23 protein-coding genes, 2 tRNA genes, 1 pseudogene and 2 riboswitches are annotated in these 24,550 nt (G+C 69.6%); of the genes and pseudogenes, 4 read left to right on the plus strand and 22 right to left on the minus strand.

The genetic code is table 11. From position 1 onward, the window contains the following. Position 1: 1 nt before the first annotated feature. The 12 genes from cbiB to cbiE are packed head-to-tail and all read right to left on the minus strand — an operon-like array spanning position 2 to position 9,715. Complete coding sequence (gene cbiB / locus C8K14_RS17065; protein ID WP_107717835.1) at positions 2-952, minus strand: adenosylcobinamide-phosphate synthase CbiB; 951 nt, start codon at positions 950-952, stop codon at positions 2-4. Further along, positions 945-1,922, minus strand: coding sequence for an aminotransferase class I/II-fold pyridoxal phosphate-dependent enzyme (locus C8K14_RS17070; protein ID WP_233251130.1), 978 nt, complete (start codon positions 1,920-1,922; stop codon positions 945-947). The genes cbiB and C8K14_RS17070 overlap by 8 nt, the downstream gene beginning before the upstream one ends. Continuing rightward, a complete protein-coding gene (locus C8K14_RS17075) occupies positions 1,919-2,641 on the minus strand; it encodes an adenosylcobinamide-GDP ribazoletransferase (RefSeq protein WP_107717838.1) in 723 nt (240 codons plus the stop codon). Before C8K14_RS17075 ends, C8K14_RS17070 begins: the two co-directional genes overlap by 4 nt. Further along, the gene (locus C8K14_RS17080) at positions 2,638-3,207 is read right to left on the minus strand and encodes a histidine phosphatase family protein (RefSeq protein WP_107717840.1); all 570 of its coding nucleotides are present in this window, start codon (positions 3,205-3,207) and stop codon (positions 2,638-2,640) included. The genes C8K14_RS17075 and C8K14_RS17080 overlap by 4 nt, the downstream gene beginning before the upstream one ends. Next, entirely contained in the window at positions 3,204-4,244 is a 1,041-nt protein-coding gene (gene cobT, locus C8K14_RS17085) for a nicotinate-nucleotide--dimethylbenzimidazole phosphoribosyltransferase (protein WP_107717842.1), read from the minus strand. Before cobT ends, C8K14_RS17080 begins: the two co-directional genes overlap by 4 nt. Next, on the minus strand, positions 4,241-4,648 hold the full coding sequence (locus C8K14_RS17090) for a DUF1636 domain-containing protein (protein ID WP_107717843.1): 408 nt from the start codon (positions 4,646-4,648) through the stop codon (positions 4,241-4,243). Before C8K14_RS17090 ends, cobT begins: the two co-directional genes overlap by 4 nt. A gap of 33 nt (positions 4,649-4,681) precedes the next feature. After that, positions 4,682-5,287, minus strand: a complete 606-nt coding sequence (cobO, locus tag C8K14_RS17095; RefSeq protein WP_107717845.1) for a cob(I)yrinic acid a,c-diamide adenosyltransferase — start codon at positions 5,285-5,287, stop codon at positions 4,682-4,684. Beyond that, positions 5,277-6,041 (minus strand): precorrin-6A synthase (deacetylating), encoded by a 765-nt coding sequence (gene cobF, locus C8K14_RS17100; RefSeq protein WP_107717847.1) that lies wholly within the window; start codon positions 6,039-6,041, stop codon positions 5,277-5,279. Before cobF ends, cobO begins: the two co-directional genes overlap by 11 nt. Then, the gene (locus C8K14_RS17105; protein WP_107717848.1) at positions 6,038-7,351 is read right to left on the minus strand and encodes a cobyrinate a,c-diamide synthase; all 1,314 of its coding nucleotides are present in this window, start codon (positions 7,349-7,351) and stop codon (positions 6,038-6,040) included. Before C8K14_RS17105 ends, cobF begins: the two co-directional genes overlap by 4 nt. Further along, positions 7,348-8,130, minus strand: coding sequence for a precorrin-4 C(11)-methyltransferase (gene cobM, locus C8K14_RS17110; protein WP_107717850.1), 783 nt, complete (start codon positions 8,128-8,130; stop codon positions 7,348-7,350). The genes C8K14_RS17105 and cobM overlap by 4 nt, the downstream gene beginning before the upstream one ends. Beyond that, complete coding sequence (locus C8K14_RS17115; RefSeq protein ID WP_107717955.1) at positions 8,127-8,504, minus strand: cobalamin biosynthesis protein; 378 nt, start codon at positions 8,502-8,504, stop codon at positions 8,127-8,129. Before C8K14_RS17115 ends, cobM begins: the two co-directional genes overlap by 4 nt. Before the next feature lie 2 nt (positions 8,505-8,506). Continuing rightward, a complete protein-coding gene (gene cbiE, locus C8K14_RS17120) occupies positions 8,507-9,715 on the minus strand; it encodes a precorrin-6y C5,15-methyltransferase (decarboxylating) subunit CbiE (protein ID WP_107717852.1) in 1,209 nt (402 codons plus the stop codon). Here cbiE and C8K14_RS17125 point away from each other — a divergent pair. Continuing rightward, on the plus strand, positions 9,714-10,475 hold the full coding sequence (locus C8K14_RS17125) for a cobalt-precorrin-6A reductase (protein WP_107717854.1): 762 nt from the start codon (positions 9,714-9,716) through the stop codon (positions 10,473-10,475). The two genes, cbiE and C8K14_RS17125, sit on opposite strands and share 2 nt — an antisense overlap. Here the strand turns inward: C8K14_RS17125 and cobJ are convergent. From cobJ to C8K14_RS17160, 7 genes are all read right to left on the minus strand, one after another. Continuing rightward, complete coding sequence (cobJ, locus tag C8K14_RS17130) at positions 10,439-11,200, minus strand: precorrin-3B C(17)-methyltransferase (protein ID WP_107717856.1); 762 nt, start codon at positions 11,198-11,200, stop codon at positions 10,439-10,441. The two genes, C8K14_RS17125 and cobJ, sit on opposite strands and share 37 nt — an antisense overlap. After that, complete coding sequence (cobI, locus tag C8K14_RS17135) at positions 11,197-11,940, minus strand: precorrin-2 C(20)-methyltransferase (RefSeq protein ID WP_107717858.1); 744 nt, start codon at positions 11,938-11,940, stop codon at positions 11,197-11,199. The genes cobJ and cobI overlap by 4 nt, the downstream gene beginning before the upstream one ends. Next, entirely contained in the window at positions 11,937-12,566 is a 630-nt protein-coding gene (locus C8K14_RS17140; protein WP_107717860.1) for a precorrin-8X methylmutase, read from the minus strand. Before C8K14_RS17140 ends, cobI begins: the two co-directional genes overlap by 4 nt. After that, positions 12,550-13,710 carry a cobalamin biosynthesis protein CobG gene (locus C8K14_RS17145; protein ID WP_107717862.1) on the minus strand — a complete coding sequence of 387 codons (1,161 nt, stop codon included), beginning with the start codon at positions 13,708-13,710 and terminating at the stop codon, positions 12,550-12,552. Before C8K14_RS17145 ends, C8K14_RS17140 begins: the two co-directional genes overlap by 17 nt. Then, positions 13,707-16,970, minus strand: coding sequence for a cobaltochelatase subunit CobN (cobN, locus tag C8K14_RS17150; protein WP_107717864.1), 3,264 nt, complete (start codon positions 16,968-16,970; stop codon positions 13,707-13,709). The genes C8K14_RS17145 and cobN overlap by 4 nt, the downstream gene beginning before the upstream one ends. A gap of 15 nt (positions 16,971-16,985) precedes the next feature. After that, on the minus strand, positions 16,986-18,023 hold the full coding sequence (cobW, locus tag C8K14_RS17155; RefSeq protein WP_107717866.1) for a cobalamin biosynthesis protein CobW: 1,038 nt from the start codon (positions 18,021-18,023) through the stop codon (positions 16,986-16,988). A gap of 193 nt (positions 18,024-18,216) precedes the next feature. After that, positions 18,217-18,438, minus strand: a riboswitch (cobalamin riboswitch). Positions 18,439-18,509: 71 nt separating this feature from the next. Continuing rightward, positions 18,510-19,532, minus strand: a complete 1,023-nt coding sequence (locus C8K14_RS17160; protein ID WP_369974063.1) for a HoxN/HupN/NixA family nickel/cobalt transporter — start codon at positions 19,530-19,532, stop codon at positions 18,510-18,512. Positions 19,533-19,722: 190 nt separating this feature from the next. Further along, a riboswitch (cobalamin riboswitch) is annotated at positions 19,723-19,965 on the minus strand. 158 nt (positions 19,966-20,123) lie between these two features. Between C8K14_RS17160 and C8K14_RS17165 the strand changes: the two genes are divergently transcribed. Then, complete coding sequence (locus C8K14_RS17165; RefSeq protein ID WP_107717868.1) at positions 20,124-21,122, plus strand: hypothetical protein; 999 nt, start codon at positions 20,124-20,126, stop codon at positions 21,120-21,122. 10 nt (positions 21,123-21,132) lie between these two features. Here the strand turns inward: C8K14_RS17165 and C8K14_RS17170 are convergent. From C8K14_RS17170 to C8K14_RS17180, 3 genes and pseudogenes are all read right to left on the minus strand, one after another. After that, positions 21,133-22,011: pseudogene (locus tag C8K14_RS17170) on the minus strand (oxygenase MpaB family protein). A gap of 140 nt (positions 22,012-22,151) precedes the next feature. Then, positions 22,152-22,228: transfer RNA gene (locus C8K14_RS17175), tRNA-Met, on the minus strand. Between the two features lie 128 nt (positions 22,229-22,356). After that, entirely contained in the window at positions 22,357-22,605 is a 249-nt protein-coding gene (locus C8K14_RS17180; RefSeq protein WP_107717959.1) for a YdcH family protein, read from the minus strand. A gap of 187 nt (positions 22,606-22,792) precedes the next feature. Here C8K14_RS17180 and C8K14_RS17185 point away from each other — a divergent pair. Both C8K14_RS17185 and C8K14_RS17190 read left to right on the plus strand, forming a co-directional pair. Then, positions 22,793-22,868: transfer RNA gene (locus C8K14_RS17185), tRNA-Thr, on the plus strand. Between the two features lie 164 nt (positions 22,869-23,032). Beyond that, positions 23,033-24,229, plus strand: coding sequence for a site-specific integrase (locus tag C8K14_RS17190; protein ID WP_107717869.1), 1,197 nt, complete (start codon positions 23,033-23,035; stop codon positions 24,227-24,229). Positions 24,230-24,550 lie beyond the last annotated feature (321 nt).

Below are 24,550 nucleotides of genomic sequence, written 5' to 3' on the forward strand. Positions count from 1 at the left end.
GTCATCCCTTCCATACCACCACCGCGCCCAGCGCCACCGCGATCAACAGCGCGCAGGCCCGCCGATAGAGCCGCAGCGCCCGCGCCACATCGCGCGCATCGGCCGCAGCGCGCCCCTGCCCGATCCAGTCCTTGGCCACGGCCACGCCATCATAGACCACCGGTCCGGCCAGCCGCAGGCCCAGCGCCCCGGCCATCGCCGCTTCGGTCCACCCCGCATTGGGCGAGGCATGCCGGCCATGATCGCGCCACAGCACCGCCCAGCCGCCACCGCCCGCCAGGCACAGCAAGACCGCGCCCAGCCGCGCCGGCAGCAGGTTCAGCGCATCGTCCAGCCGCGCCGCCGCCCAGCCGAACGGCCCCCACGGCGCCTCGCGATGGCCGATCAGGCTGTCGGCAGTGTTGATCGCCTTGTAAGCCCACAGCCCCGGCAGGCCGGCCAAGACCATCCAGAACAGCGGCGCCGCCACCCCATCGCAAAAGCTTTCGGCCAGACTTTCGATCGCCGCGCGGGCCACCCCGGCGCGGTCGAGCGTGGCAGTATCGCGGCCCACGATCATCGCCACGGCGCGCCGCGCGCCGGCAAGATCATCGCGCGCCAGGGCCAGCGCCACGGGCCGCACGTGATCGTGCAGGCTGCGCAGGGCCAGGCCTGGCCAGGCCAGCAGGCCGATGACGATCCACGCCCAGCCGCCAGCAAGCCAGGTTGCCAGGGCCTGGAGCGCGCCGGCGAGGCCAATCGCCACGGCCAGCAGCACCAGCACTGTCACCACGCCCATGGCGCGGCGGCGCCCCGCGCTCCACTGCGGGCGATTGCCAAGGCGCGCGCACCAGCCGATCACGCGGGCAAAGCCGCCCACCGGATGGCCCAGGCGCGCATAGAGCGCCGCTGGCCAGCCGAGCGCGAGATCGAGCGCCAGCGCGAGTGCCAGGGCAGCGAGCGTTTCAACCATGGCTGGGCAAGGCCTGCACCAGCCGCGCCAGACGTGCAGCATCGCCTGGCAGGCCCAGCCGCAACCAATCGGGCCGATCGGCAAAAGGCCGCGCCAGGATATGCTGCCGCGCCAAATGATCGAACAGCGCCGCGCCATCCACGCCGCGCACAAGGCGGAACAACGGGCAGGCCCCACCAACCGTATAGCCCTTTGAACAGAGCGCGGCATCCAGGCTGGCCGCGCGTTCCTGCAAGGCGTCGCGCGTATCCGCGATCCACGTGCCATCGCGATAGGCTGCCTCCCCCACGGCCAGCGCCGCAGCGCACAGCGGCCAGGCCCCCAGCCGCGCCCGCAACGCCGCCAACAGCGCGCGCGGCCCCAGCACAAAGCCCAGGCGCAGGCCCGCCAGGCCAAAGAACTTGCCGAACGAGCGGAAGATCACCAGCCGCCGCGCGTCGGCAATATCGCCGGCCAGGCTGGCTTGCGGGTGCGCGTCGGCAAAGGCTTCATCCAGCAAGAGCCAGCCATGATCCCCGCGCCGGTGCAGCAATTCGCGCAGCATCGGCGGCGTCAACAGGCGGCCATCGGGGTTGTTGGGATTGGCCAGGACCAGGCTGGCGCCATCGGCGCTTTCCGGGTCGGCCACCGCCACGCTGGCGCGCAGCATCTCGACATGGGTGCGATAGCCCGGCACGGCATGGCAGCCCGTGCCACCGATCAGATCGCCAATCAGCCGCAGCCCGATCTCGGTGCCAGGCACCGCGCAGACTTGAGCGGCCGCGCAGCCAAAGTGCGCTGCCGCGGCCTGCTCCAGGCCGCGCAGCGCGCTTTCATCGGGCAGGGGCTGCCAATCCACCGCCGCCGCTACCGCCCCGGCGTGGGGCCAGGGGCACGGGTTGATCCCGGTGGACAGGTCCAGCCAAGGCCCATCACCAAACTGCGCGCGCGCCGCCGCCAGCCCGCCGCCATGCCAGGTAAAGCGGTTCAGCCCCACAGCCGGCCCCCGATGCACAGTGCCAGTAATAGAACGGTTTCGTTCCATTCGATGCCGGCGCCATGGCCATCGCCGGAAATACCGCCGATCCGCACCTTGAGCCACCAGCCCCACAGCGCCATGCCCGGCACCGCGATCAGCAAGGCCGGATACCACCAGGCGGCCAGCGCCAGCGCGCCGGCCCACAGCACCAGATCGCGGCGGCGCACCACACCGGCAAAACGCGCCCCCAGCCCGGCGTGCAAGGGCGGCAGCCAGCGCGCCCAGGCAAGCGGGCCAAGGCGTGCGGCGAAAGGCACCCAGACGATGCCCGCCATCATGCCCTGCGCCACCAGCGCATGGAGCAGCACCAGCTTGGCCATAAGCTGCATCACCACCGCCACCACGCCAAAGCTGCCAAGATGCGGATCGGCCAGCACGGCCAGCAACCGCGCGCGATCGCGATGGGCAGCGCCGCTGGCATCGGCCAGATCGGCCAGGCCATCGAGATGCAGCGCGCCCGTCACTACCACCCATGCCGCCAGGCCGGCCATCGCGCCAATCCACGGATCGAGCCACCCACCAGCCCAGACCGCCCCGGCCACGCAGCCACCCACGATCACGCCCACGGCGGGAAACCACCGCATCGAGGCGGCAAAATCGCCAGCCTCAGCAGCCACGCGCGGCATGGGCAGGCGGGTGAGGAACTGCGTTGCCAGGATCAACCCCTTCACGTCGCCAGCCCCACGATCTGCGCCATGGGCCGCTCGCCGGGCCAAACCCGCAGGCTGAGCAGCGCGGCATAGGGCAGGTCAAACGCCCAGGCCTGTTCCGACACGAACCCGCACAGCACGGTGAGCGCCGCACGCATCGCGCCACCATGCGTCACCACCAGGGTGTCGCTGCCGGGCAGATCGGCCAGCGCCGCTGCTACCCGCGCGCGCAGCGCCGACCAGCGCTCTCCACCCGGCGGGGCGTGAGCATCGGGATCGACCCAGAACGCGGTCAGTGCCGCGCAGCTTACCTGCGCGGGGGCGAGACCATCCCAAGCGCCGAAATCCAGCTCGCGCCAGCGCCGGTCCAGCTGCACCGGCAGGGCGCGCGGGGCGGCAATGGCCTGGGCAGCAGCAGCACAGCGGCGCAGGTCCGATGCCACGATGCCGGCAAAATCCACGCTCTGCGCCCGCTGCGTACAGGCAGCCAGGCCGGCAGCCGTGGGCGCCATGTCGTCGTGGCCCAGCAAGAGCCCAGGCGTGGCCGGCGCGCCGTGGCGCAACAGATGCAGCAGGAAGCCGCTCACGCCTGCCCTTCCGCGCCCGCTGCCACGCCCGATGCCACGCCGGCCTGGGCAAAGGTTGCCATCTGGTCATGCGCAGCCAGCGCGGCGCGGATCACCCCTACGGCCACCGCCGCGCCGCTGCCCTCGCCCAGCCGCATGCCCAGGTTGAGCAGCGGCACCAAGCCGAGCCGCGCCAGCAGGCGCACATGCCCCGGTTCGGCCGAACAGTGCCCGGCCAGGCAATGATCGACAATGCCCGGTGCCACCACGGCGAGTGGCGCCAGGGCAGCACAGGTAATGAAGCCATCAAGCACCACCGGAATGCGTAAGGCCCGCGCGCGCAACACCGCGCCAGCCATCGCCGCAATCTCTCGCCCGCCCAGCCGGCGCAGGGTTTCGAACGGGGTGTGCGGCGCGTCGGCATGGAAGGCCAGCGCCCGGGCGATCACCGCAACCTTGCGCGCCACGCCGGCGGCATCGAGCCCGGTGCCCGGCCCTGCCCACTCCGCCGCGCCGCCACCCAGGCTGCGCGCGCAGAGCGCGGCAGCGGCCGTGGTATTGCCGATGCCCATTTCACCCAGCGTCAGGATATCGAGATCGGGCGTAACCACCGCGGCACCAGCGTTGAGCGCCGCCAGGCATTCCGCCTCAGTCATCGCCGGGGCGCAGGTGAAATCGGCGGTGGGACGATCAAGATCGAGCGGCACCACCATCAACTCAAGGCCGGCAACGCCCGCCAGCGCATTGATCGCCGCGCCCCCGGCGGCAAAGTTTGCCACCATGCCAGCGGTCACGCTGGTGGGAAAGGCGCTGACGCCGTGCACCATAAAGCCATGGTTGCCGGCAAAGATCGCCGTGCGCCCGCGCGCGATCACCGGGCGTTCGCGCCCTTGCCAGCCGGCCATGAACACGGCGATGTCTTCCAGCCGGCCCAGCGATCCGGGCGGCTTCGTCAGGTCATCCTGCCGCGCCCGCGCTGCGGCGGCCGCCGCAGCGTCGGGCATGGCCAGATCGGCAAGCGCCGCGTCGAACGCGGCCGGAGACGCAAACGCGCTCATGCCGCGACGAACCCGGCCGGCGGCGTGCGGCTGATGAAATGGCCTTTCACCCCTTGCGGCCATTCCTTGAACGGCACGCGCCCATGCTCGCTTTGCGCATAGGCGGCGGCATAATCGAGGATTGCCGTGGCGGCCGCTTCGTCCGCGTCAAAACGGCCCAGCACATAACCCACCTTGCCCGGCGCGCGCAGGTGCACGGTGCAGTGGTCCTTGCAGGCGAACAGGCAGGCCATTTCCTGCACGGCAATCCCGGCATAGCGGGCATCGCCCTGCTGCACCGCGCGCAGCGCCGCCAACAGCCGCGCACCACCGCGCTGGCCCTGGTCATCCTCGCGCGCGTCGGCGCTCAACCGGCAGGTGTTGCAGGCCACCACGGCGGGGCCATCGTCAACAGGGGTAAGCATGGGGGGAAATCCTTGTGATGCAGAGGGAAAGGGTCAGAACTCGATGCCCGCCTGGGCTTTCACCCCGGCGCGGAACGGATGCTTGATCTGGGCCATTTCGGTGACGAGATCGGCCGCCGCGATCAGTTCATCGGGCGCGTTGCGGCCCGTCACGATCACGTGCTTCATCGCCGGGCGCGCGGTGAGCACGGCCAGCACCTCGTCGAGCGGCAGATAGTCGTAGCGCAGCACGATGTTGAGTTCGTCGGCCAGGACCATGGCATAGGCTGGATCGGCGATCATGCGCGTCACCTCGTCCCAGCCGGCGCGGGCCACGGCCACATCGCGCGCGCGGTCCTGCGTGTCCCAGGTAAAGCCTTCGCCCATCGGCTTGAAATCGACGTGGGCGGGAAAGGCATCGAACACGGCCTTTTCGCCGGTGGTCATCGCGCCCTTGACGAACTGCACCACGCCCACGCGCTGGCCATGGCCGATGGCGCGCACCACCATGCCCATGGCCGCAGTGGTCTTGCCCTTGCCCTTGCCGGTATGGACGATCAGCAGGCCCTTTTCCTGGGTCTTGGTGGCCATGATCTTGTCACGCGCGGCCTGTTTCTTGCGCATCTTGTCGGCGTGGCGCGCGTCTTCATCAGCTTGCATCGGCCGTTTCCCTTTTCAGCAGATAGATGTCCATGATCCAGCCATGCTGCGCGCGCAGCGCGGCACGGCGGGCGAGAATACGCGGGCCCACCGCCGCCAGCGGGCCATGCTCCAGCGCCTGGTGCGCCATGCCCAGGTATGCGCCCCACCAGATGGTGATGCCCGCAGGGTCCAGCGCGGCAAACGCACCGCCGGCATCAAGCATCACGACGAGATGATCAGCCCCCACCGGCCAGCCATGGGTGCGCAGCAGGCGGCCGGGGGTGATCATCACCGGCCCGGCCAGCGGATTGAGCGGGATGGCGTGGGCGGCGGTCAGCGCCGCGATGCTGGTGATCCCCGGCACGACCTGCACCGCCAGGGCCGCACCCTGCCCCATCAGCCGCGCCGCGATGCGCAGGCTGCTGTCGTAGAGCGCGGGATCGCCCCACACCAACAGCGCGGCGCGGCCGCCCTGCGGCAGGGCCTGGGCCAGGGTGGCCTGCCACACCCGCGCGATGGCGTGATGCCAGGCATCCACTGCCGCTGCATAGTCACCCGCGCCATCGCGCAGCGGCATGGCGAATTCGACGATCGGTACGGCCCGCGTCAGCACCGTCGCGCAGATCGTGCGGCGCAGGTCGATCAGCCCGACCTTGTCCGCGCCCTTGTCGGGCAGCAGGATCACGTCGGCGCCATTGATCGCGCGCACCGCCGCCAGGGTAAGGTGATCGGGGTTGCCCGTGCCTATCCCTATAAGATCGAGCTGGATCACACGGCCCCCGCAATCATGTGGAAGAACGTGCCCGTCACCTGCCCGCGCCGCGATCCGCTTTCCGCCACGGCCGCGCCGGTGGCATCGACCACCGTGGCCAGTGGCGCATCGCCTTGAGCCAGGATGGTGCAATAGTGGAATTCGTGGCCGCGCAGCGCGGTGCCGGCCGCCATGCTGCCCACCGGCGCCAGCAGCCGGGCCGCGCGATAGCCCAGGTGTAGGCGCCGCTGCGCATGGCTGGTTTCCAGCGCCAGCAGCCCGGCCATGGCATGGCGCGCACCGGCCTTGTCGACCAGGCCCTGGCCCAGCACCATGTAGCCACCGCATTCACCGTGCACCGGCCGGGTCTGCGCGTGGCGGCGCAGGCCCGCCAGGAAAGTCCCCGCCGCCGCGATGGCCCCGGCATGCAGTTCGGGATAGCCGCCGGGCAGCCAGACCATGTCCGCATCGGCCGGCGGCGGTTCATCGGCCAGCGGCGAGAACGGCAGGATCTGCACGCCGGCCGCCCGCCAGCCGTTCAGCAGGTGGGGATAGAGAAACGAGAATGCCGCGTCGCGCGCCACGGCAAGACGCTGCGCAGGGGGCGGCGGCAGCGCGGCTGATGCGGCGTGCGGGGTGTCCATTGCGCGCGCCACTGCGACCAGCGCCGCCAGATCGACATGATCGCGCACGAACGCCGCCAGATCATCCAGGCGGGCGGGCAGATCGGGATGCTCCACCGCCTGGACCAGGCCCAAGTGCCGCTCTGGCAAGGCAAGGTCTGCGCGGCGCGGCAGGGCGCCCAGCACCAGCATGCCGATCGCCGCCATGCCGGCGCGCAGCAAGCTTTCATGGCGCGCGCTTGCCACCTTGTTTAGGATGACGCCGGCCACCGGCAGCGCGGGATCAAACCGCGCAAAGCCCAGCGCCGTCGCTGCCGCCGATTGCGCCTGGCCCGATGCATCGAGCACCAGCACCACCGGCCAGCCCAGCCGGCGCGCCACATCAGCACTGGCGCCATTGCCGGTGGCGCCCGGGCTGGCCACGCCATCGAACAGGCCCATCGATCCTTCAGCCAGGGCCAGATCGGCGCCACCAGCCTGGCTTGCCAGAGCATCGATCAGGCCGGGCATCATGGCCCAGCTATCGAGGTTGAACGATGCGCGCCCGCAGGCGGCCTGGTGAAACGCCGGATCGATATAGTCCGGCCCGTTCTTGAACGGCTGCACCGCCAGCCCCTGGCCATGCAGCGCGCGCAGCAGGCCCAGCATAAGCGTGGTCTTGCCCGCGCCCGAACTGGGCGCGGCGATCATCAGGCCCGGCACGCTCATGCGGGCGCCCCGTCGCTTTCGCCGCCATGCTGCGGGCGAAAGCGCCGATCATAATCGGCGGCATAGAGGCTGCTTTCGGCAAAATCAGTAGCGCCCAGCACGCGGCCAACCAGGATCAGCGCGGTGCGCTCCATCGTGCCGGCCACGGCGGCCACTATCGTGTCCAGCGTGGCGCGCTCCACGCGCTCATCGGGCCAACTGGCGCGCCACACCACCGCCACCGGGCAATCGCCGCCATAATCGGGCAGCAGATCGGCCACCACTTGCGCCAGGTTGTGGATCGACAGGTGAATGGCCAGCGTCGCGCCGGTCTGGGCAAAGGCCACCAGGTTTTCGCGCGGTGGCATCGCGCTGGCCCGGCCCGGCGTGCGGGTCAGCACCACCGACTGGCCCAGCGCCGGCAGCGTCAGCTCGCTTTCCAGTGCAGCGGCGGCGGCGGCAAAGGCGGGCACGCCGGGCGTGATGGTGAAGGGAATGCCTAGCGCCCGTAAGGCCCGCAGTTGCTCGCCCAGCGCAGACCACACCGACAGATCGCCCGAATGCAGCCGCGCGACATCGTGGCCAGCGGCATGGGCCTGGATGATGTGGTCCATGATCTGGTCAAGCGAGAGCGGCGCCGTGTTCACGATGTGCGCGCCGGGCGGGCAATGGGCGAGCAGTGCCGTGGGCACCAGCGACCCGGCATAGAGGCACACCGGGCACGCGGCGATACGATCGCGCCCGCGCAAGGTGATGAGATCGGGCGCGCCGGGGCCGGCGCCGATAAAATGGACCGTCATTGTTCAATTTCCTGGGCATGGCCCTGAGCAAGGGCACAAGTGGCCATGCGATCGGGCGATATCTGGCGGTGGCACAGCAACTGCGCGCCCGGCCCCGCTGCGGCCAGCGCGGCTGCTTCAGCCAGGCTGCCAGTGCCGCGCGTGCGCAGGCTGGCGGCGGATTGCGTGGCCGTGCCGCAGCGCTGCACGGCATCGGCCGCCACCGGGATCAGCGGCAGGCCCAGCGCGCGCGCCAGCGGCGCCACAGCCGGGGCCTTGTCTGCCGCCGTGGCCAGATGGGTGGCGGCGGGCAGTCCTTCCTGCGCCAGGGCAAAGGCCGCGCGCAGGGCCGAAAGCGGGGCGCCCGCGCGAAAGCCCAGGCCGGCGACGATCATGGTCATCGCACCACGCTCCACTGCACGATCGGATAGCGCGCCTTCCAGCCATGCCGCGTGCCGAGCGGCGCGGCGTCGGCCAGTGCGATCCGCAGCAGGCTGCCGCCAGCGCGGCCATGCCAGGCGGCGAGCAGCGCCTCCGATTCCAACGTCACCGCATTGGCGACCAGCCGCGTGCCGGCCGGCAGCCGCGCCCACAGCGCATCGAGCAGCGCGGCCGACAGCCCACCGCCGATGAACACCGCATCGGGCGGCGGATCATCGGGCAGGCACGCCGGCGCACGGCCGGTGATCACGCGCAGGCGATCCACGCCCAGTGCCACGGCATTGCCGCGCGCGCGGGTGGCACGCTGCGGATCGGCCTCGATCGCCACGGCGCGGTTGGCGGGATGGGCCAGCAGCCATTCGATGCCGACAGAGCCAGAGCCGGCGCCGATATCCCAGAGCAGTTCACCGGCGCGTGGCGCCAGCGCCGCCAGGGTGAGCGCGCGCACCGCTGACTTGGTGATCTGGCCATCGGCGGCGAACAGCGCATCGGGCCGTCCGGGCGTGAGCGGCAGAGCCAGCCCCTGCCCGGCAACGACAATGCCCACCGCCACCGGATGGGCGACATCGCCAAGGGCAAAAGCCTGCGCCTCAAAGCAACGCACCCGCTCGCGCGGGCCGCCCAGCGCTTCGAGCACGCATAGCGTGCTGGCGCCAAAGCCCAGCGCGACGAGATAGGCGGCCAGGTCTGCCACCGCCGCGCCATCGCGCAGCAGGGCAATCACGCGCTGGCCGGGCGCGAGATGCGGGCGCAAGCGCGCCAGGGGCGCGGCGTGGAGGCCCAGGCAGGCGCAATCCTGCACTGCCCAGCCCAGGCGCGCCGCCGCCAGGGAAAACGTCGATGGCTGCGGATGGGCCAGCCATTCGTGTGGCGCGAGGTTGGCGATGACACTGCTGCCCGCGCCGAACCAGAACGGATCGCCCGATGCCAGCATCGCCACACGGCGCCCGCGCAGGGCGAGCAGACGGGCAACGCCATCGGCAAACGGCACTGGCCATTCCACCGCCATGGCCCTAAGCGGGCCCAGCAGGGCCAGGTGGCGCGGCGGGCCGATCACCACCTCGGCCTCGTCCAGTTCGGCCAAGGCCACCGGGGACAGGCCGTCGCGGCCGTTTTCGCCAAGGCCGATGATCGTCAACCATGCGCGCAAAGGGGTATCAGCCATGGCCAATGTCCTGCTGCTGGGCGGAACGAGCGAGGCCAGCGCGCTGGCCCGCCTGCTTGCCGCGCAAGGCATTGCCGCCCGGTTGAGCTATGCCGGGCGCACCCACGCCCCGCTGGCGCAGCCCCTGCCCACGCGGATCGGCGGCTTTGGCGGCGTGGCCGGGCTGGCCGCCTATCTGCGCGAGGAAGGCATCACCCACCTGGTCGATGCCACCCATCCCTTTGCCGCGCAGATCAGCGCCCATGCCATCGCCGCCGCCGCGCAGGCCGGGGTGCCGCTTATCGCGCTTACCCGCCCGGCCTGGCAGGGCCAGCCGCAAGACCGCTGGACCATGGTGCCAGACGTGGCCGGCGCCGTAGCGGCCCTCGCTGGCCCGGCGCGGCGTGTGATGCTGGCGTTGGGGCGGCTGCACGTGGCCGATTTCCTCGCCCAGCCGCAGCATGACTATCTGCTGCGCTTTGTCGACGCGCCCGCCGCACCGCCGCTGTTGCCGCGCCATCGCCTGGTGGTGGACCGGGGGCCGTTCACTGTGGCGGGCGATCTGGCGCTGCTGCGCGACCAGGCGATCGGCGTGGTGGTATGCAAGAACGCCGGCGGCAGCGGCGCGCAGGCCAAGCTGATCGCCGCGCGCGCGCTGGGCCTGCCGGTGATCATGATCGACCGGCCGTTCATCCCGCCGCGCCAGGAAGTGCATGAGCCAGCGCAAGTGCTGGACTGGATCGCTCATGGCGCCACCCCGCCCGCGCTGCGCGGGGTGTAGAGCAGCGGGCCAGCGGCACGCGCCACGATCCGCGTCTGGCTCGATCCCACGATGACCACGGTGCGCATGTCGGCCATCTCGGGCCGCGCCTGGGCCAGCGAGACGATGCGTAGGTCTTCCTGCGGGGTGGAGACGGCGCGGGCAAACAGGATCGGCCGCTGCGGGCCGCAGCATGTGCGCAGCAATTCCAGCGCGCGGGCAAAGCCCACTGGCCGCGCGCGAGAGCGCGGATTGTAGAGCGCCATAGCAAAATCCGCCTCTGCCGCCAGGCGCAGGCGCCGCGCGATCATGTCCCACGGCTTGAGGTTGTCCGAGAGGTTGATCGCGCAGAAATCGTGGCCCAGCGGCGCCCCGGCGCGCGCGGCGGCGGCGAGCATGGCGGTAATGCCCGGCAGCACCTCGATCGCGACATCGTCCCACGCTTGCGGGCCGCTTTCCAACACCTCGAACACGGCGGCGGCCATGGCGAATACGCCGGGATCGCCCGATGAGACCAGCACCACCCGGCGGCCTTGCGCAGCCAAGTCAAGCGCATCAGCAGCGCGCTCCCGCTCCACCCGGTTGTCCGATGGATGCAGCACCAGGCCGGGGCGCGGCGCCACACGCGCGACATAGGGGATATAGCCCAGCACATCGGTGGCGGCATCGAGTGCCGCGCGCACCTGCGGGGTGATCATCGCTTCGCTGCCCGGGCCGAGCCCGGCGATCGCCAATGTGCCGCTCATGGCCGGCGCCCCTGGCCGTGGATCAACAGGATCGAGAAATAGGGCGTGACGGCCTGGGCCTCACCCAGCGGCGTAACCCGCTGGCCGGGCATGGCGGCATGTTCCACCAGCCAAGCCTCCCCCTCGCGTCCCGCAGCAGCCACGGCGCGGCGCAGCTTGGCCAGGTGACGGCCGATCTTCATCACCACCAGGGCATCGGTATCGCGGATGCGGCGGGTCAGTTCCGCCTCGGGCAGGGTGGCCATGGCGACGGTGAGCACATCATCGCCCCAGGTGATGGGCACGCCGGTGGCATTCCACGCGCCCGCCATGCCGGTGATGCCCGGCACCACCTGCACCGGCACCTGCCCCGCCAGGCGGCTGTGCAAGTGCATGAACGAGCCATAGAAAAACGGGTCACCCTCGCACAGCACGACCACGTCTTCGCCGCTGCGGGCCAGATCAGCCAGGCGCACGGCGCACGCGGCATAGAACGCGGCGAGGCAGGCGTTGTAGCGCGGATCGCTGACCGGGATTTCGGTGGTGACGGGGTATTCCATGGGAATTTCCACGGCATCGGCGCGCAGCAGGTCTGCCGCGATGCGCCGCGCCTGGCCCGGCCGCCCGGCTTTGCGAAAGTAGGCGATGTGGCGCGTGCCGCGCACCAGCCGATCGGCGCGCACGCTCAACAGATCGGGCGCGCCGGGGCCAAGGCCAACGCCGTGGACCGTGCCAACCGGCGCAAGGACTGGCGCGCTCATTCCGCGTCGCTCGCCAAGGCGTTGATCGCGGCCACGGTGATCGCGCTGCCGCCCAGGCGCCCTTCGACGATGCAACACGGCACGCCGTGCCACGCCCACAGCGCGGCCTTGGATTCGGCAGCGCCGACAAAGCCAACCGGGCAGCCGATGATCGCCGCCGGGCGCGGGCAGGCTGGGTCTTCCAGCATGGTCAGCAGGTGGAAAAGCGCCGTGGGCGCATTGCCGATCGCCACCACGCTGCCGGCCAGGTGCGGGCGCCACAGCTCCAGCGCGGCGGCAGAGCGGGTGTTGCCCATGGCCTGGGCCAGGGCCGGCACCACCGCATCATGCAGCGTGCACAGCACCGGATTGGCGGCAGGCAGGCGCGCGCGGGTGACCCCTTCCGACACCATGCGCGCATCGCACAGGATCGGTGCCCCGGCGCGCAGCGCGGCGCGCGCGGCCAGGGCGAACTGGGCGGAAAAGCGGATGTGCGGCGCCAGGTCGACCAGGCCAGCCGCATGGATCATGCGCACCGCCACTGGCTCTTCGGCAGGCGAAAAGCGCGCCAGATCGGCCTCTGCCCGGATCATGGCGAAAGACTGGCGATAGATGGCCGCGCCATCGGTTTCATAGACATGGGGCATTGGGCAGCTCCGCACTGGGGCAACTTGCAAACTGGTCGAGCACTTGCTGGGCGGTGAGCGGCGCCTGGCACGGCGGCGCGCCGGCGGCGGCATCACGCGCAAGGTCGAACCGGCCATCGGCGCGGCCGGTGAGCACAAGATCGGTGGCGCGGGTGCAGGCGCAGCCCTTGGCACAGCCCGATACGTGCAGCGTGCCGCGCACATGCGGCGCCAGGGCGATGGCAAGATCGCGCGTGGGCACATGCGCCTGCGGGCAGGCCGGCGCGCCGGGGCATGCTTCCACCCGCAGCAGCGGATCGGCCGGATCGGCAATCAGGCCGGGCACGGCATCGCCGCCGGCGCCTTCCACCACCAGCAGACGCCAGGGCGTGATGCGCAGCGCTTGGGCGCCGGGTTCGGCCAGCGCCGCGTCCAGCACCGGCGCTGCAACCCGGCCGAATGGCGCGCCATGCACCATGCCGAGCGCGCAAGGCCCTGGCCGCCAGGCCGGCGCCAACGCCGCTGGAAGATCCTGCCCAGCCGCCCACGCAGGCAGCGGGGCATGATGGCGCGCCATGCGCCCTTGCCCGCCGCTTTGCACGAACCAGCGGGCCAGTGCGATCAGCCCATCAACCTCTGCCCCGGGCGCCAAGGCCACGCCATGGGCGCGCCCAGCCGCGCGCAGGATCAGGCCACCATGGCTGCTGCGCTCGACCCGGAAATCGCCCGGCTCTGCCAGCAAGACCGGCGCCGCGCCGGCATCGATCACGAACCCGGCCTTGGCCGGCAGCGCGGGCAGTTCATCCAGCCGGGCAAGCAAGGCCTGGGCGATGCGCTGCGTGTCATCGCCATTGCGCCAACCGGGCGCCACCAGCAGGTTGCGCCGCGCCTCTGCCAGCGAATCGGCATCGACCAGGCCCAGCGCCAGCAGTTCGGCCAGCGCGGCCTGCCACCCAGCGTGATCGAGCCCGCGCAGCTGCAGGTTGCCCCGCCGCGACACATCGATCAGGCCATTGCCATGCCGCACGGCCAGCGCGCAGACCGCGCGCGCCGCATCACGAGACAGGCGCGCCAGGCGCGGCTTGATCCGCAGCAACAGGCCATCACCCGCCGCCATCGGGCGCCAGGCATCGGGGCACCACCCCGCCACGCGAAAGCCGCTCATGCCCTGCCCCCGGCGTGATCGGCCAGATCGGCAAGAATGGCATTGCGCCGCGTGGCCCACAGGCCTGCGGCATGCAGCGCGGCAAAGCCCTGCTGCATCGCGGCCAAGGCGCCAGGGTTCTCGCGCGCCAGGAATGCGCGCACGGCAGCATCACCCAGCGTGGCCTGGTAATAGAGATCAAACAGCTGCGGCGGCACACTGCCGGGGGCAAGGTGGGCAAAGGCGCCCAGATGATCGAGCGTGGCAGCCAGTTCTGCCCCGCCGCGAAAGCCATGGCGCATCATGCCGGCGATCCAGCCAGGATGGGCGGCACGGGCGCGCACCACGCGGGCCAGTTCCTCGCCCAAGGGCCGCGCCACGGGCCGCGCGGGGTCGCGGCTGTCGAGGTGATAAAGCGCCGCCCCACCCCCGACCACCCCCTGCGCCGCGGCAAAGCCGGCTTCGTGTGCGGCATAGTCGGCGGCGAGCAGCAGATCGGTTTCGGGCAGATCCTGGGCGTGGACAAAGGCGCCGGCCGCCGCGACCCGGGCGCGCAGACCGGCCGGGTCTGCCTGCGGCGCGGCGGTATCAAAGGCGTGGTCCGATGCCGCCAGCCAGGCTTCACCCGCCGCGTGGCGGCCGGCGGCGTCATAAGTCTGCGCCGTCTGCCCCATGCCCAGGCCATAGCGCCCCGGCGCCGGGCCATAGACCCGCGCACCTGGCGCCTTGCCGACAAACGGGTTCCACTCCGCCGGCTCGTCGCGCGCGGCCAGGGCGCGCACCGCCTGCCCGAACAGCACCGGCAGCAGCGGAAAGGCATCGCGCAGCAGGCCCGAAATACGCAGCGTCACATCCAGACGCGGGTGATCGAGCCGAGCGATCGGCAGAATCTCGATCCCCGTCACCCGTTGCGAGGCGGCATCCCATTCCGGCCGCGCGCCCAACAGGTGCAGCGCCATGGCAAATTCCTCGCCACCGGTGCGCATCGTGGCCGAACCCCACAGGTCCACCACCAGGGCGTGGGGATAATCGCCGTGGTCCTGCAGGTGGCGGCGCACCAGTTCCTGCGCCAGCATCACGCCTTGCGCATGGGCGGCGCGGCTGGGCACGGCGCGCGGATCGATCGCGTAGAGATTGCGCCCGGTGGGCAGCACATCGGTACGCCCGCGCCACGGCGATCCAGCCGGCCCCGCCGCAACCCGGCGCCCGTCGAGCGCGGCCAGCACGCCATCGCACTCTGCCCCGCCCTGCGTGCCGCGGCCGAATATGTGCAGGCCATCGCCATACTGGCTATCCTTCACGTCGCAGACAAAGCGGTCGATCCGGGCAATCGCTTCAGCCGGGGTGGCGGCCGGATCGATGCCCAGCTCTGCCTCAAGCCCCAGCGCCTGCGCCTGCGCGCGGATGGCCACGATCAGCCGGTCGCGCCGCGCCGGATCGAGGCCTACCGCGCCGGAAAACTCGTCAAGCAGCGCCTCCAGCCCGGCCAGGCCCGCCCCGCTTTCCGTGCGCCGCAGCGGCGGCGGCATGTGGCCCAGCGTGACCGCGCCGATGCGACGCTTGGCCTGGGCCGCCTCACCCGGATCGTTGACAATGAAGGGATAGATCACCGGCAGGCTGCCGATCAGCGCCTCGGGCCAGCAGGCACCCGACAGCGCGACGGCCTTGCCCGGCAGCCATTCCAGCGTGCCGTGCGCGCCCATGTGCACCAGGGCATCGATCCCTTGCGCACGCAGCCACAGATAAAACGCGACATAGCCATGGCGCGGGCAGCGCGACAGATCGTGATAGGCTTCGTCGCGCCCGACCAGATCGCCGCGCTCGGGCTGCAACGCCACCAGCGCCTGCCCCGCGCGCAACGCGGCAAAGTGGAAGGCGCCATCGCGGACTGCTGTATCGTCTTCCGGCGCGCCCCAGCTTTGTGCCAGATCGGTTTGCAGCGCGGCCGGCAGCTGCACCAGCGCGGCACGATAGGCGGCGAGCGGAAAGGCCAGCGTCTCATGGCCAAGCCGGTGTGCCAGGTCACCGGGCGGCGCAACTTCATACCCGGCCTGGGCCAGATCGGCGAGCAACGCTGTAGTAGAGGCCAAAGCATCAAGGCCCACTGCATGCGCCATGGCATGCGCCTTGCCCGGATAGGTTGACAGCACCAAGGCCAGGCGCCGCTGCGCCACGGGGCGCCGGGCCAGCGCGATCCAGCCAGCCACCCGCGCCACGATGGCATTGATCCGCGCCGGATCGGGCCGGTGCATGTGGCGGGCAAAGCCGAGATCGGCATCCTGCGCGCAGGGTTCCTTAAAACTGGCAACGCCGGCAAACAGCCGCCCGTCGATCTCTGGCAAAACGACATGCATGGCCAGGTCTGCCGGCGCCAAGCCACGCACCGCCTCAGTCCAGTTTTCGCGCGTGCCAGTGGCCAGCGCCACCTGGAACACCGGCACGCCGGCTAAGTCCAGCGGGCTCTGCCCGGCATCGTCCTGCGCGGAAAAGGCCGTGGCATTGATGATCGCGGCCGGGCGCAGCCGCCCGAGTTCTGCCGCCACCACCGCGCGCGATTGTGGTTCCTTGAGCGAGGTGACGTAAAGCCCCTGCGCGGCCAGGCCTGCTTCCTCCAGCGCGGTGATCAGCGCGGTTACCGGCGCAACATCGCGCGCGGTGAGATAGGCGCGGTAGAACACGACCAGCACCAGCGGGCGCGCGGCGTCCACCGCCTTGCCATGGGGATGCCACAGGCCCGCCGCCGACAGCGGCGCCACCGGCGGAGTGGCCGCCGCGTTTATCGCCAGCCCGCCTGCCTGGGCCAGCTGCATCAGCGCGCAATGGGCAGCATCGGCGCCGCCCGCCTCGCACAGCGCGGCCAGATCACGCAGGGCCTCGCGCGGCAGGGTAGAGGCTTCGTCAAGCTGCGGATCGGCCCGCCCGTCTGCCGGCAACACCGCCAGCGCAACGCCGCGTGCGCGTGCCAGCGCCGCCACCTGCCCCAGGCCATAGCGCCACCACGAAACCCCACCGATCAGGCGGATGAGGATGGCCCGCGCGCCAACCAGCGTGCGCTCGATATAGGTATCGACCGACAAGGGATGTTCCAGCGCGGCCAGATTGGCCAGGCGCAGCAGCGGGAACGCCGGATCGGCCTGGCGCGCCAGGTGCCAGCCAGCGGCAAAGGCGCCCAGGTCGCTGTCGGAAAACGACAGGACGACGAGCGGCGCCGGCACCTGCTCCAGATCCTGGGGCACGGCCGTTTCCTCAAGCCCGTGGCTTTCGCGGAAGATAACGTGCATGGGGGGTGCCGCCGCTCAGGCCGCCAGCACCGCCTTGATGGTTTGGGGGTCGAGCCTGTCGCGCTCGGCAATCGCCACCAGTTGCCCGGTGCGCGGCTCTCCCGCCTGCCAGGGCCGATCATACTGATGGCGCACGCGCGCGCCCACCGCCTGGACCAGCAGGCGCATCGGCTTGCCCGCCACGGCGACATGGCCTTTCACGCGCAACACGCCGTGCTCTGTGGCCAGGCGGGCGATGCGCACGGCCAGGTCGGCCGGATCGGATACCTCGCCCAGCGGCACCACGGTGCTGGCAAAATCGTCATGCTCGTGATCGTCGGCGCCATCGTGGTGCGACGGGCGGGCAGCGATATCGTCTTCGGCTGCGGCGTTCAGCCCCAGGATCACGCGCGGATCGGCTGCGCCTTCGGCCATGTCGATCACCGGAACCGCGCGCGGCGCCGTCTCAGTAATGATCACCCGCGCCTTGGCCAAGCCCTCCGGGCCGGCCAGATCCCCCTTGGTCAACAGCACCAGATCGGCACACGCCAATTGGTCTTCGAACACTTCGGCCAATGGGGTTTCATGGTCGATCCCCGGATCGGCGGCACGCTGCGCGTCGAGCGCGGCCAGATCGGGGGCAAAGCGGCCGGCGGCCACCGCCTCTGCGTCGGCCAGCGCCAGCACGCCATCGACCGTGATGCGGCTGCGGATCGCCGGCCAGTCGAACGCCTTGAGCAGTGGTTTCGGCAGCGCCAGCCCCGAGGTTTCGATCAGGATGTGATCGGGCCGGGGCTCGAGCGCAAGCAGGCGTTCGACCGTGGGGATGAAATCATCGGCCACGGTGCAGCAGATGCAGCCATTGGCCAGTTCGACGATGTTTTCGGCCGGGCAATCGGGAATGGCGCAAGACGTGAGGATATCGCCATCCACCCCCAGCGTGCCGAACTCGTTGACCACCACGGCCAGGCGGCGCCCGCCGGCGTGGCGGATCAAATGGCTGATCAGCGTGGTCTTTCCCGCGCCCAGAAAACCGGTCACGATGGTGACGGGCACTTTTGCCAGATCCGGCATGCACAAAACCCTTCCGCGGCGCCAGACGAGCGACACGGCAGGGCTTGCCGGAAAACGATCCGGCCAGGCGCGCGGCAGCGGGCCGGCGCACGATAGCGCCCACCACAACGCAACCCGTGCAGCCCCAGCCGCACAAGTTTTCGTCGCCCAGACGGAAGCGTTACCGTGCCCGGACCATCCCCTGGATCAAGGCAAGAGCGACCAGTGCGCCGGCAGGTCTCCTGGCTCGTGGGTCAGGGCTTGATGCACGCCTTCCCAGGCCCGCTTGGGGCCCAGTGGCCATCCCCGTCGTGCGGGGACCAGTGCATCGCGCTCGCCACTTACAGTTGCAGGGACAGCTGCGGACTTGGGGCGAAGCCCCGCACCGCATTCCCGATTAAGCCCCTCTCGGGGCACCGACACGATCTTTTGCACGGCACCGGCCGAAACCGGCGCCTGCCCTGCCCTCCTAGCCGAGTTCGCCGGCCAAGCCAACCGGGCATGACATCAGATTGCGCGAACCACCTCGATCTCGTCCAGCCGCTGCCAGCGATAGATCGCCGCACTGGCCATCCAACACAACGCGAACAGGGCAATGATGGCAAAGCCCAGCCCATTGAAATTGCCGGCAAGATCGGCCGCCAATCGCCATGGCGCACCGGTCAGGCCCAGCTTCTGGCCGATCAGTGCGGCCGCCTCGATCCCGCCGATCACGATCGCCACCAGGGCCGAAACCAGCGTGATGGTGATGTTGTAATAGAGCTTGCGGATCGGCTTGACGAAGGCCCACTCATAAGCGCCAAGCATGACCACACCATCGATCGTATCGATCAGCGCCATGCCCACCGCAAACAGCGCGGGCAGCACCAGGATCGTGCCCAACGCCAGGCCGCTCGCCGCCTGGCTGGCGGACAGGCCGAGCAGCGCGACTTCCGTGGCCGTATCGAAACCCAGCCCGAACAGAAAGCCAAGCGGCGCCATGTGCCACGATCGCGTGACCAGGCGAAACATCGGGCGGAACAGGCGCGATAGCAGGCCCCGGCCCGACAGCAGCAGGTCAAGGTCTTCCTCCACATAGGTGCCCCCTGCGCGCACATGGGCAAAGGTGCGCCACACCCCACGCAGGATCACCAGGTTCATGGCGGCAATGGCAAACAGGAACAGCGCCGATATCGTCGTGGCGATCATCCCGCCCACCTCGCGAAAGGCGCCAAACCGGGCGAGCGCCGTGGCCGTCAGCGCCACCAGGACCGAAGCGATGGCGATGATCGTGGCGTGGCCCAGGGCAAACCACAGGCCCACGGCGATCGGCCGCTGCCCCTGCTGCATCAGCTTGCGCGTGACATTGTCGATCGCGGCGATGTGATCGGCATCGACCGCGTGGCGCAGCCCCAGCCCCCAGGCGAGCACGGCGGTGCCCAGCATCAGCGGTTGATCGTGGAACAGGCCCAGCGCCCACAGCCAGGCCAGGGCATTGGCCAGCAGCAACGCGGCCAAAAGAGCAGCGATACGCCGGCGCAGCAAGGGCACGGCCGAACGGGCCAGCAGACGGCGAAAAGGAAAGGAAACAGGCACGAGCGGAATACTCCGGCCAGAATGGCGACGGAGCCGGACGTGTGACGCCACGCGCACGCCACAAGGCGCCCACGCAGCCACACGCCGGCCAGGCGGCGTCGCTCTGACGGAATGAACCGTGCCGCGGCCATCCCCTGGACCAAGGCATGAGCGACCAAGCGCCGGCCGGTCTCCTGGCTTGCGGGTCAAGGCTTGATGCATGCCTTCCCAGGCCTCGCCCGTCTCGGCGTCCGGCCCAGTGGCTGCCCTCCCCGCCGATATCGGGGAAAGCGGTATGCATCGCGCTCGCCGCTTACAGTTGCAGGGACAGCCGCGGATTTGGGGCGCCATGGCCCCGCACCGCATTCCCGATTGAGCCCTTCCGGGCACCGGCGCGATCTTTGCCCAGCGGAAATCCCGCCAGGCCCGCCGGGCATAGCCAGCCGGCAGCGGCGGTGCAACGCCCACGCGATGGTGGCGCTGCGTTTTCGGTGGTTGCGAGCGACGGCGCGCTGGGCAATGATCGGCTCTGCCCGGCATCACCGCCGTCGCAGGAGGCCGCGCAGGATGATTCCAGCCGCACGCATCGCGCATCATCGACGGGCAGCGCACCTGGCCCCCGCCGTCGTCATCGTTGCCGCCATGCTGGCCGCGCGCCTACCGGTGGCGCAAAGCCACCCCGCGCTGTCCTTGTGGCTTTGCCTGTGGCTGGCCGCCGATAGCCTGCTGTTGTCACGTATCATCCGCGATGGCGCCGGCCGTCCCGACGCTCGAACCGTATGCGCGACGCTGGCAGGCGCCTGTTGCCTCGTTAGCATGGCCGCGCCGCCGACCCTGCGTGCCGCCTTGCTGGCCATGCCCGGCACGATGGTGGCCATGGCGCTGGCGCTGCTTGCCCACCTTGCTCTCGCCGGTCGGCAGGCGTTGGCTATCATGCGCCGGGGCGGCACGGCCGCGCGCTGGGAAAGCGTGGCCGCACAATTCCTGCCCCCTGCCCTGGTGCGCCTGGCCCGCGCGGAACTGGTGGTGCTGCACATGGCCCTGTTGCGCTGGGGAGGACCAGCCGACGTTCCACCCGGCGCCGGCGCCTTTGCCTATCACCGGCACCTTACGCCGATGGCGATAACGCTCCTGTCGCTCTCGGCCATCGAAGTGGCGGTCTATCACGTCTTTCTGGGCCACTGGAGCCGCCTGGCGGCCTTGGCAATGTTCGTCGTGAGCGACCTGGGGCTGGTCTACCTGGTGGGCGTGGTCAAATCGTTCCGCTTTCGCCCGATCCTGCTGGAGGCAGACAGCTTGCGCATTCGCGCCGGGCTGCTTCTCGACGTGGCAGTGCCGCTCAACCGTATCGAGAGCGTCAGCATGGCCATCGACGGCGCCGAAGTGCGCGATGCCGCCACGCTCAATGCGGCGCTGCTGGCCTGGCCAAACGTGATCGTGCATTTGCGCGCCCCGATCGATCATCATCGCCTGCTGCGCCGCCGCAGCATCAGACGCGTGGCGTTCCGCCTGGATGAGCCAGAGCCGTTCGTGCGCCTGTTGCAATGGCGGCTGGGCCAGCCCTGAACCGCGCCGCTCAATCTGCCGGTGGCAGGCGGCGGGCCGGGGCAAACGCCCATTGCAACGTGCGCGCCATGGCCATGGCGCCACCGCGCACGATCGGCGTCGCCGGCAGGGACAAGTGGCGCCCGTGCAGCGCCTGCGCCCAGCGCGGCATCAGGTCGACCGCCGCTTGGAACAGCAGGTGCTGGGCCGGAGCGGCGGCCAGCGACGGCGATGGCTGCGACAGCACCATGCGCGCGACCTGCCGTGTGCGCTGATCGGCATGCAGTTCAGGGCGAAACGCGGCGATCAGTGCCTCGGCCTGCGCGCGCGTTTCCGGCACCGGATCGGCGCCAAGCCGGCGCGCCACCACACCCGCCTCGCGCATATAGGTGTCCTAATCTGCGGTTGACATGCCGGGCTCGCCATAGGCGATCCACGCATCGAGAAAACCGATAGCCTCGCACACGTGCACCCAGGCCAGCAGGTGGGGGTCGCTGGCGCGATAGGGCGTGCCGTCGGCCAGGGTGCCTTGCACATATTCGTGCACTGCCTGCACCTTGTCGATCGCGGCATCCGCCTGCCCACGCTCGGCGTAAGTCGTCACGGCAATAAACCGCGCGGTGCGGCGCAGACGGCCCAGCATGTCGTTGCGGAAAGTGCTGTGGTCCCACACGCCAGCCAGCGCTGCCGGGTGCAGCATTTGCAGCAGCAGCGCGGTCACGCCCCCGATCATCATCGTGGTGACATCGCCATGCACCCGCCAGATCACCGAATCCGGCGCAAACAGCGCATCGTTCGAACGCACGATCGGGCTTTCGCCCTTGGCCCGATCATGGAACAACGCCTGCACCCGCCCGACAAGCAGTCGCCGCAGCGTTGCGGCAGGGCCAAGATCACGGGGTGAGGTCATGCCCAAGGGTTTGCCGCAAGGCCACGTGCAGCGCCAGCGCAAAGCCAATGCAAGGACACGGCCATGCGGGCAAAACACTGCGCGCCTGGCGACCGCGCCCCTGTAAGAGCGCCATTATCGCTGCTGAATATCAGGAAAAGTGGTAGCGGAGGAGGGACTCGAACCCCCGACACGCGGATTATGATTCCGCTGCTCTAACCGACTGAGCTACTCCGCCCCAGGTCCGCGCCGCGTCTGGCGACGCGCGGTAGGGCGGCCGATTAGGCGGCGCGGGCTGATCCGTCAACCTGCTTTTTTCCGGCGATCCCGATGTTCTCCACAGGCTTGCGCATGGCCGTTGTGCGCTCAGCCGGCCTTGGCAAGCGCCAGCTGTTCGGCCAGCGCGTCCAGAACCGCCAACCGCTGCTTCTTGAGCGCTTCCACATGCTGGTCGGAGCTGGGCGCAACCTCGCTCTCGATCCGGTGCACCGCATGGTTGAGCGTGTGATACTGCTCGACCAGGCGGTGCACATGCGCATTGCCGAGCTTGAGCGCGTGCAACAGCGCGGCATCGTCGGGAAAGGCATCCTTGAGATCACCGGGCACGTGGGTCATCGCTTGCTCCTGCAAAGGTGTTCGTGGCACGGCGATCATGCCGGCCTGGGCACGCCGCGCATTGCGCTCCATCAAACCGCCCTGGCGATGGATGTTCAGAGATATCCACAAAAACCCGGCAGCGCGTGCAAAACCCATTGCAATCCCGTGCGTGCAAAGCTAATCGCCCGCCAGCCCACACGGCAGGGCCGCTTTAGCTCAGTTGGTAGAGCATCGCATTCGTAATGCGGGGGTCACAGGTTCGAGTCCTGTAAGCGGCACCAGGGGCTTCTTCCCAAAACGTCTCAACGCATTGATTTGGCTAGATTTTCGGTCGATTTTGTCTTCCGGATGTTCTCGCTTTGTCCCAGGATTTCTCACCACTTTTCACCCCAAGTGGGGGCATTTCTGGGGGAAACGGGAGCCTAGCAAAAGGCGTTGCCCCCAAATGTCGCTTAAAGCTCTGCAAATAAACGGGTTTTCGGCTTCAAACTCCCCCTACCGCAAGCCCGACGAAAAAGGCCTCTATCTTGAGGTTCGACCCTCCGGCGCGAAGATCTGGTACTTCAAATATCGCCTTCACGGCGTCGAGAAGCGCCTGTCGCTGGGCCAATGGCCGGACGTCGGCCTGAAAGAGGCTCGCGCGCTGCGCGACAAGGCGCGCGATTTGATTCGCGATGGCGGCGATCCGGCCGTCGAGCGCCGCAAGAAGAAGATTGAGGCCCGCCTGCACGCCAGCAACACGTTCCGCGCCGTGGCCGAGGATTTCATCAGCGTGCGGCTGGAACGCAGCGGCAAGGCGCCCGCGACCATCACGAAGGCACACTGGTTCCTCTCCCACCTCGCCCATACTGTCGGGCACCTACCGATCGCCGACATCACGCCGCCGGACTTGCTGAACGTCCTGCGCAAGGTGGAAAGTGAAGGCAAGCGCGAGACCGCTCGTCGTACCCGCGCCTTCGCCAGTCGCGTATTCCGCCATGGCGCCGTGCTTGGGCTGTGCAAGAACGATCCCGCCGCCTTACTCGACGACGCTCTTGCCGCCCCCCTCGTCAAGCACCGTGCTGCCGTCCTCGAGCCGCGCAAGCTCGGCGTGCTACTGCGTGCCATCGATGAGTTTACCGGCACCGAAGTGGTCAAACTGGCCATGCAGATTCTGCCGCATGTCTTCCTGCGGCCGGGGGAATTGCGCTTTGGCAAATGGGATGAGATCGACTGGGAGGGTGCCGTCTGGCGCGTACCAGCCGAGCGCACCAAGCTTCGCCGGCCGCACTCCGTGCCACTTTCGCGCCAGTCGTTGGAAATGCTGGGTACCCTGCAGGAGCGCACCGGACAATTGCCCTACATGTTCCCCGGCCAGCGCAAGTTTACTGTGCCGATCTGTGAGAACGCAATCAACCTGGCGTTTCGCCGCATGGGCTTCGATCAGGATACCGTTACGGCCCACGGTTGGCGGGCTACAGCCAGCACGCTACTCAACGAAAGTGGGTTGTGGCATTTCGACGCGATCGAGCGGGCCTTGGCTCATGGGCATTCCAACGCTGTGCGCGGCACTTACGCCAGAGGGCAACACTGGGACGAACGCGTGAAGATGGCGCAGTGGTGGAGCGATTACCTGGACGGCCTGAAGCTATCCGCAGCGTAAGCGCGGCCGGGCAGCCGGTTAAAGGCTGCCCGGCTTACCGGAACAAGTCGACCAACTTACGTCGTTCACATCAGCCAATGCGAACGCCTGCTACGGACAAAAGCTGTCGATGGGGCGCCCTGAAGCTGACGGTCGGCAAAGCGCCCCAACTCGGGTCGTTCTCTGGCCTGCAACCGCTGCCCGATAGCAGCCGCCAGAATCTATCTCTATATACTGGTCCCAGAACTCTCAGCGTGGGTGTCACAGGCAATGCGGCTACAGGCTTGTTCAGGGGAACGCCCGAAAGAAATCGCTAGCCCTTGACACGCAGCCCGTACCCAG

The organism is Novosphingobium sp. GV079 (assembly GCF_003058045.1).
In the GTDB taxonomy this organism is placed as follows: domain Bacteria; phylum Pseudomonadota; class Alphaproteobacteria; order Sphingomonadales; family Sphingomonadaceae; genus Novosphingobium; species Novosphingobium capsulatum.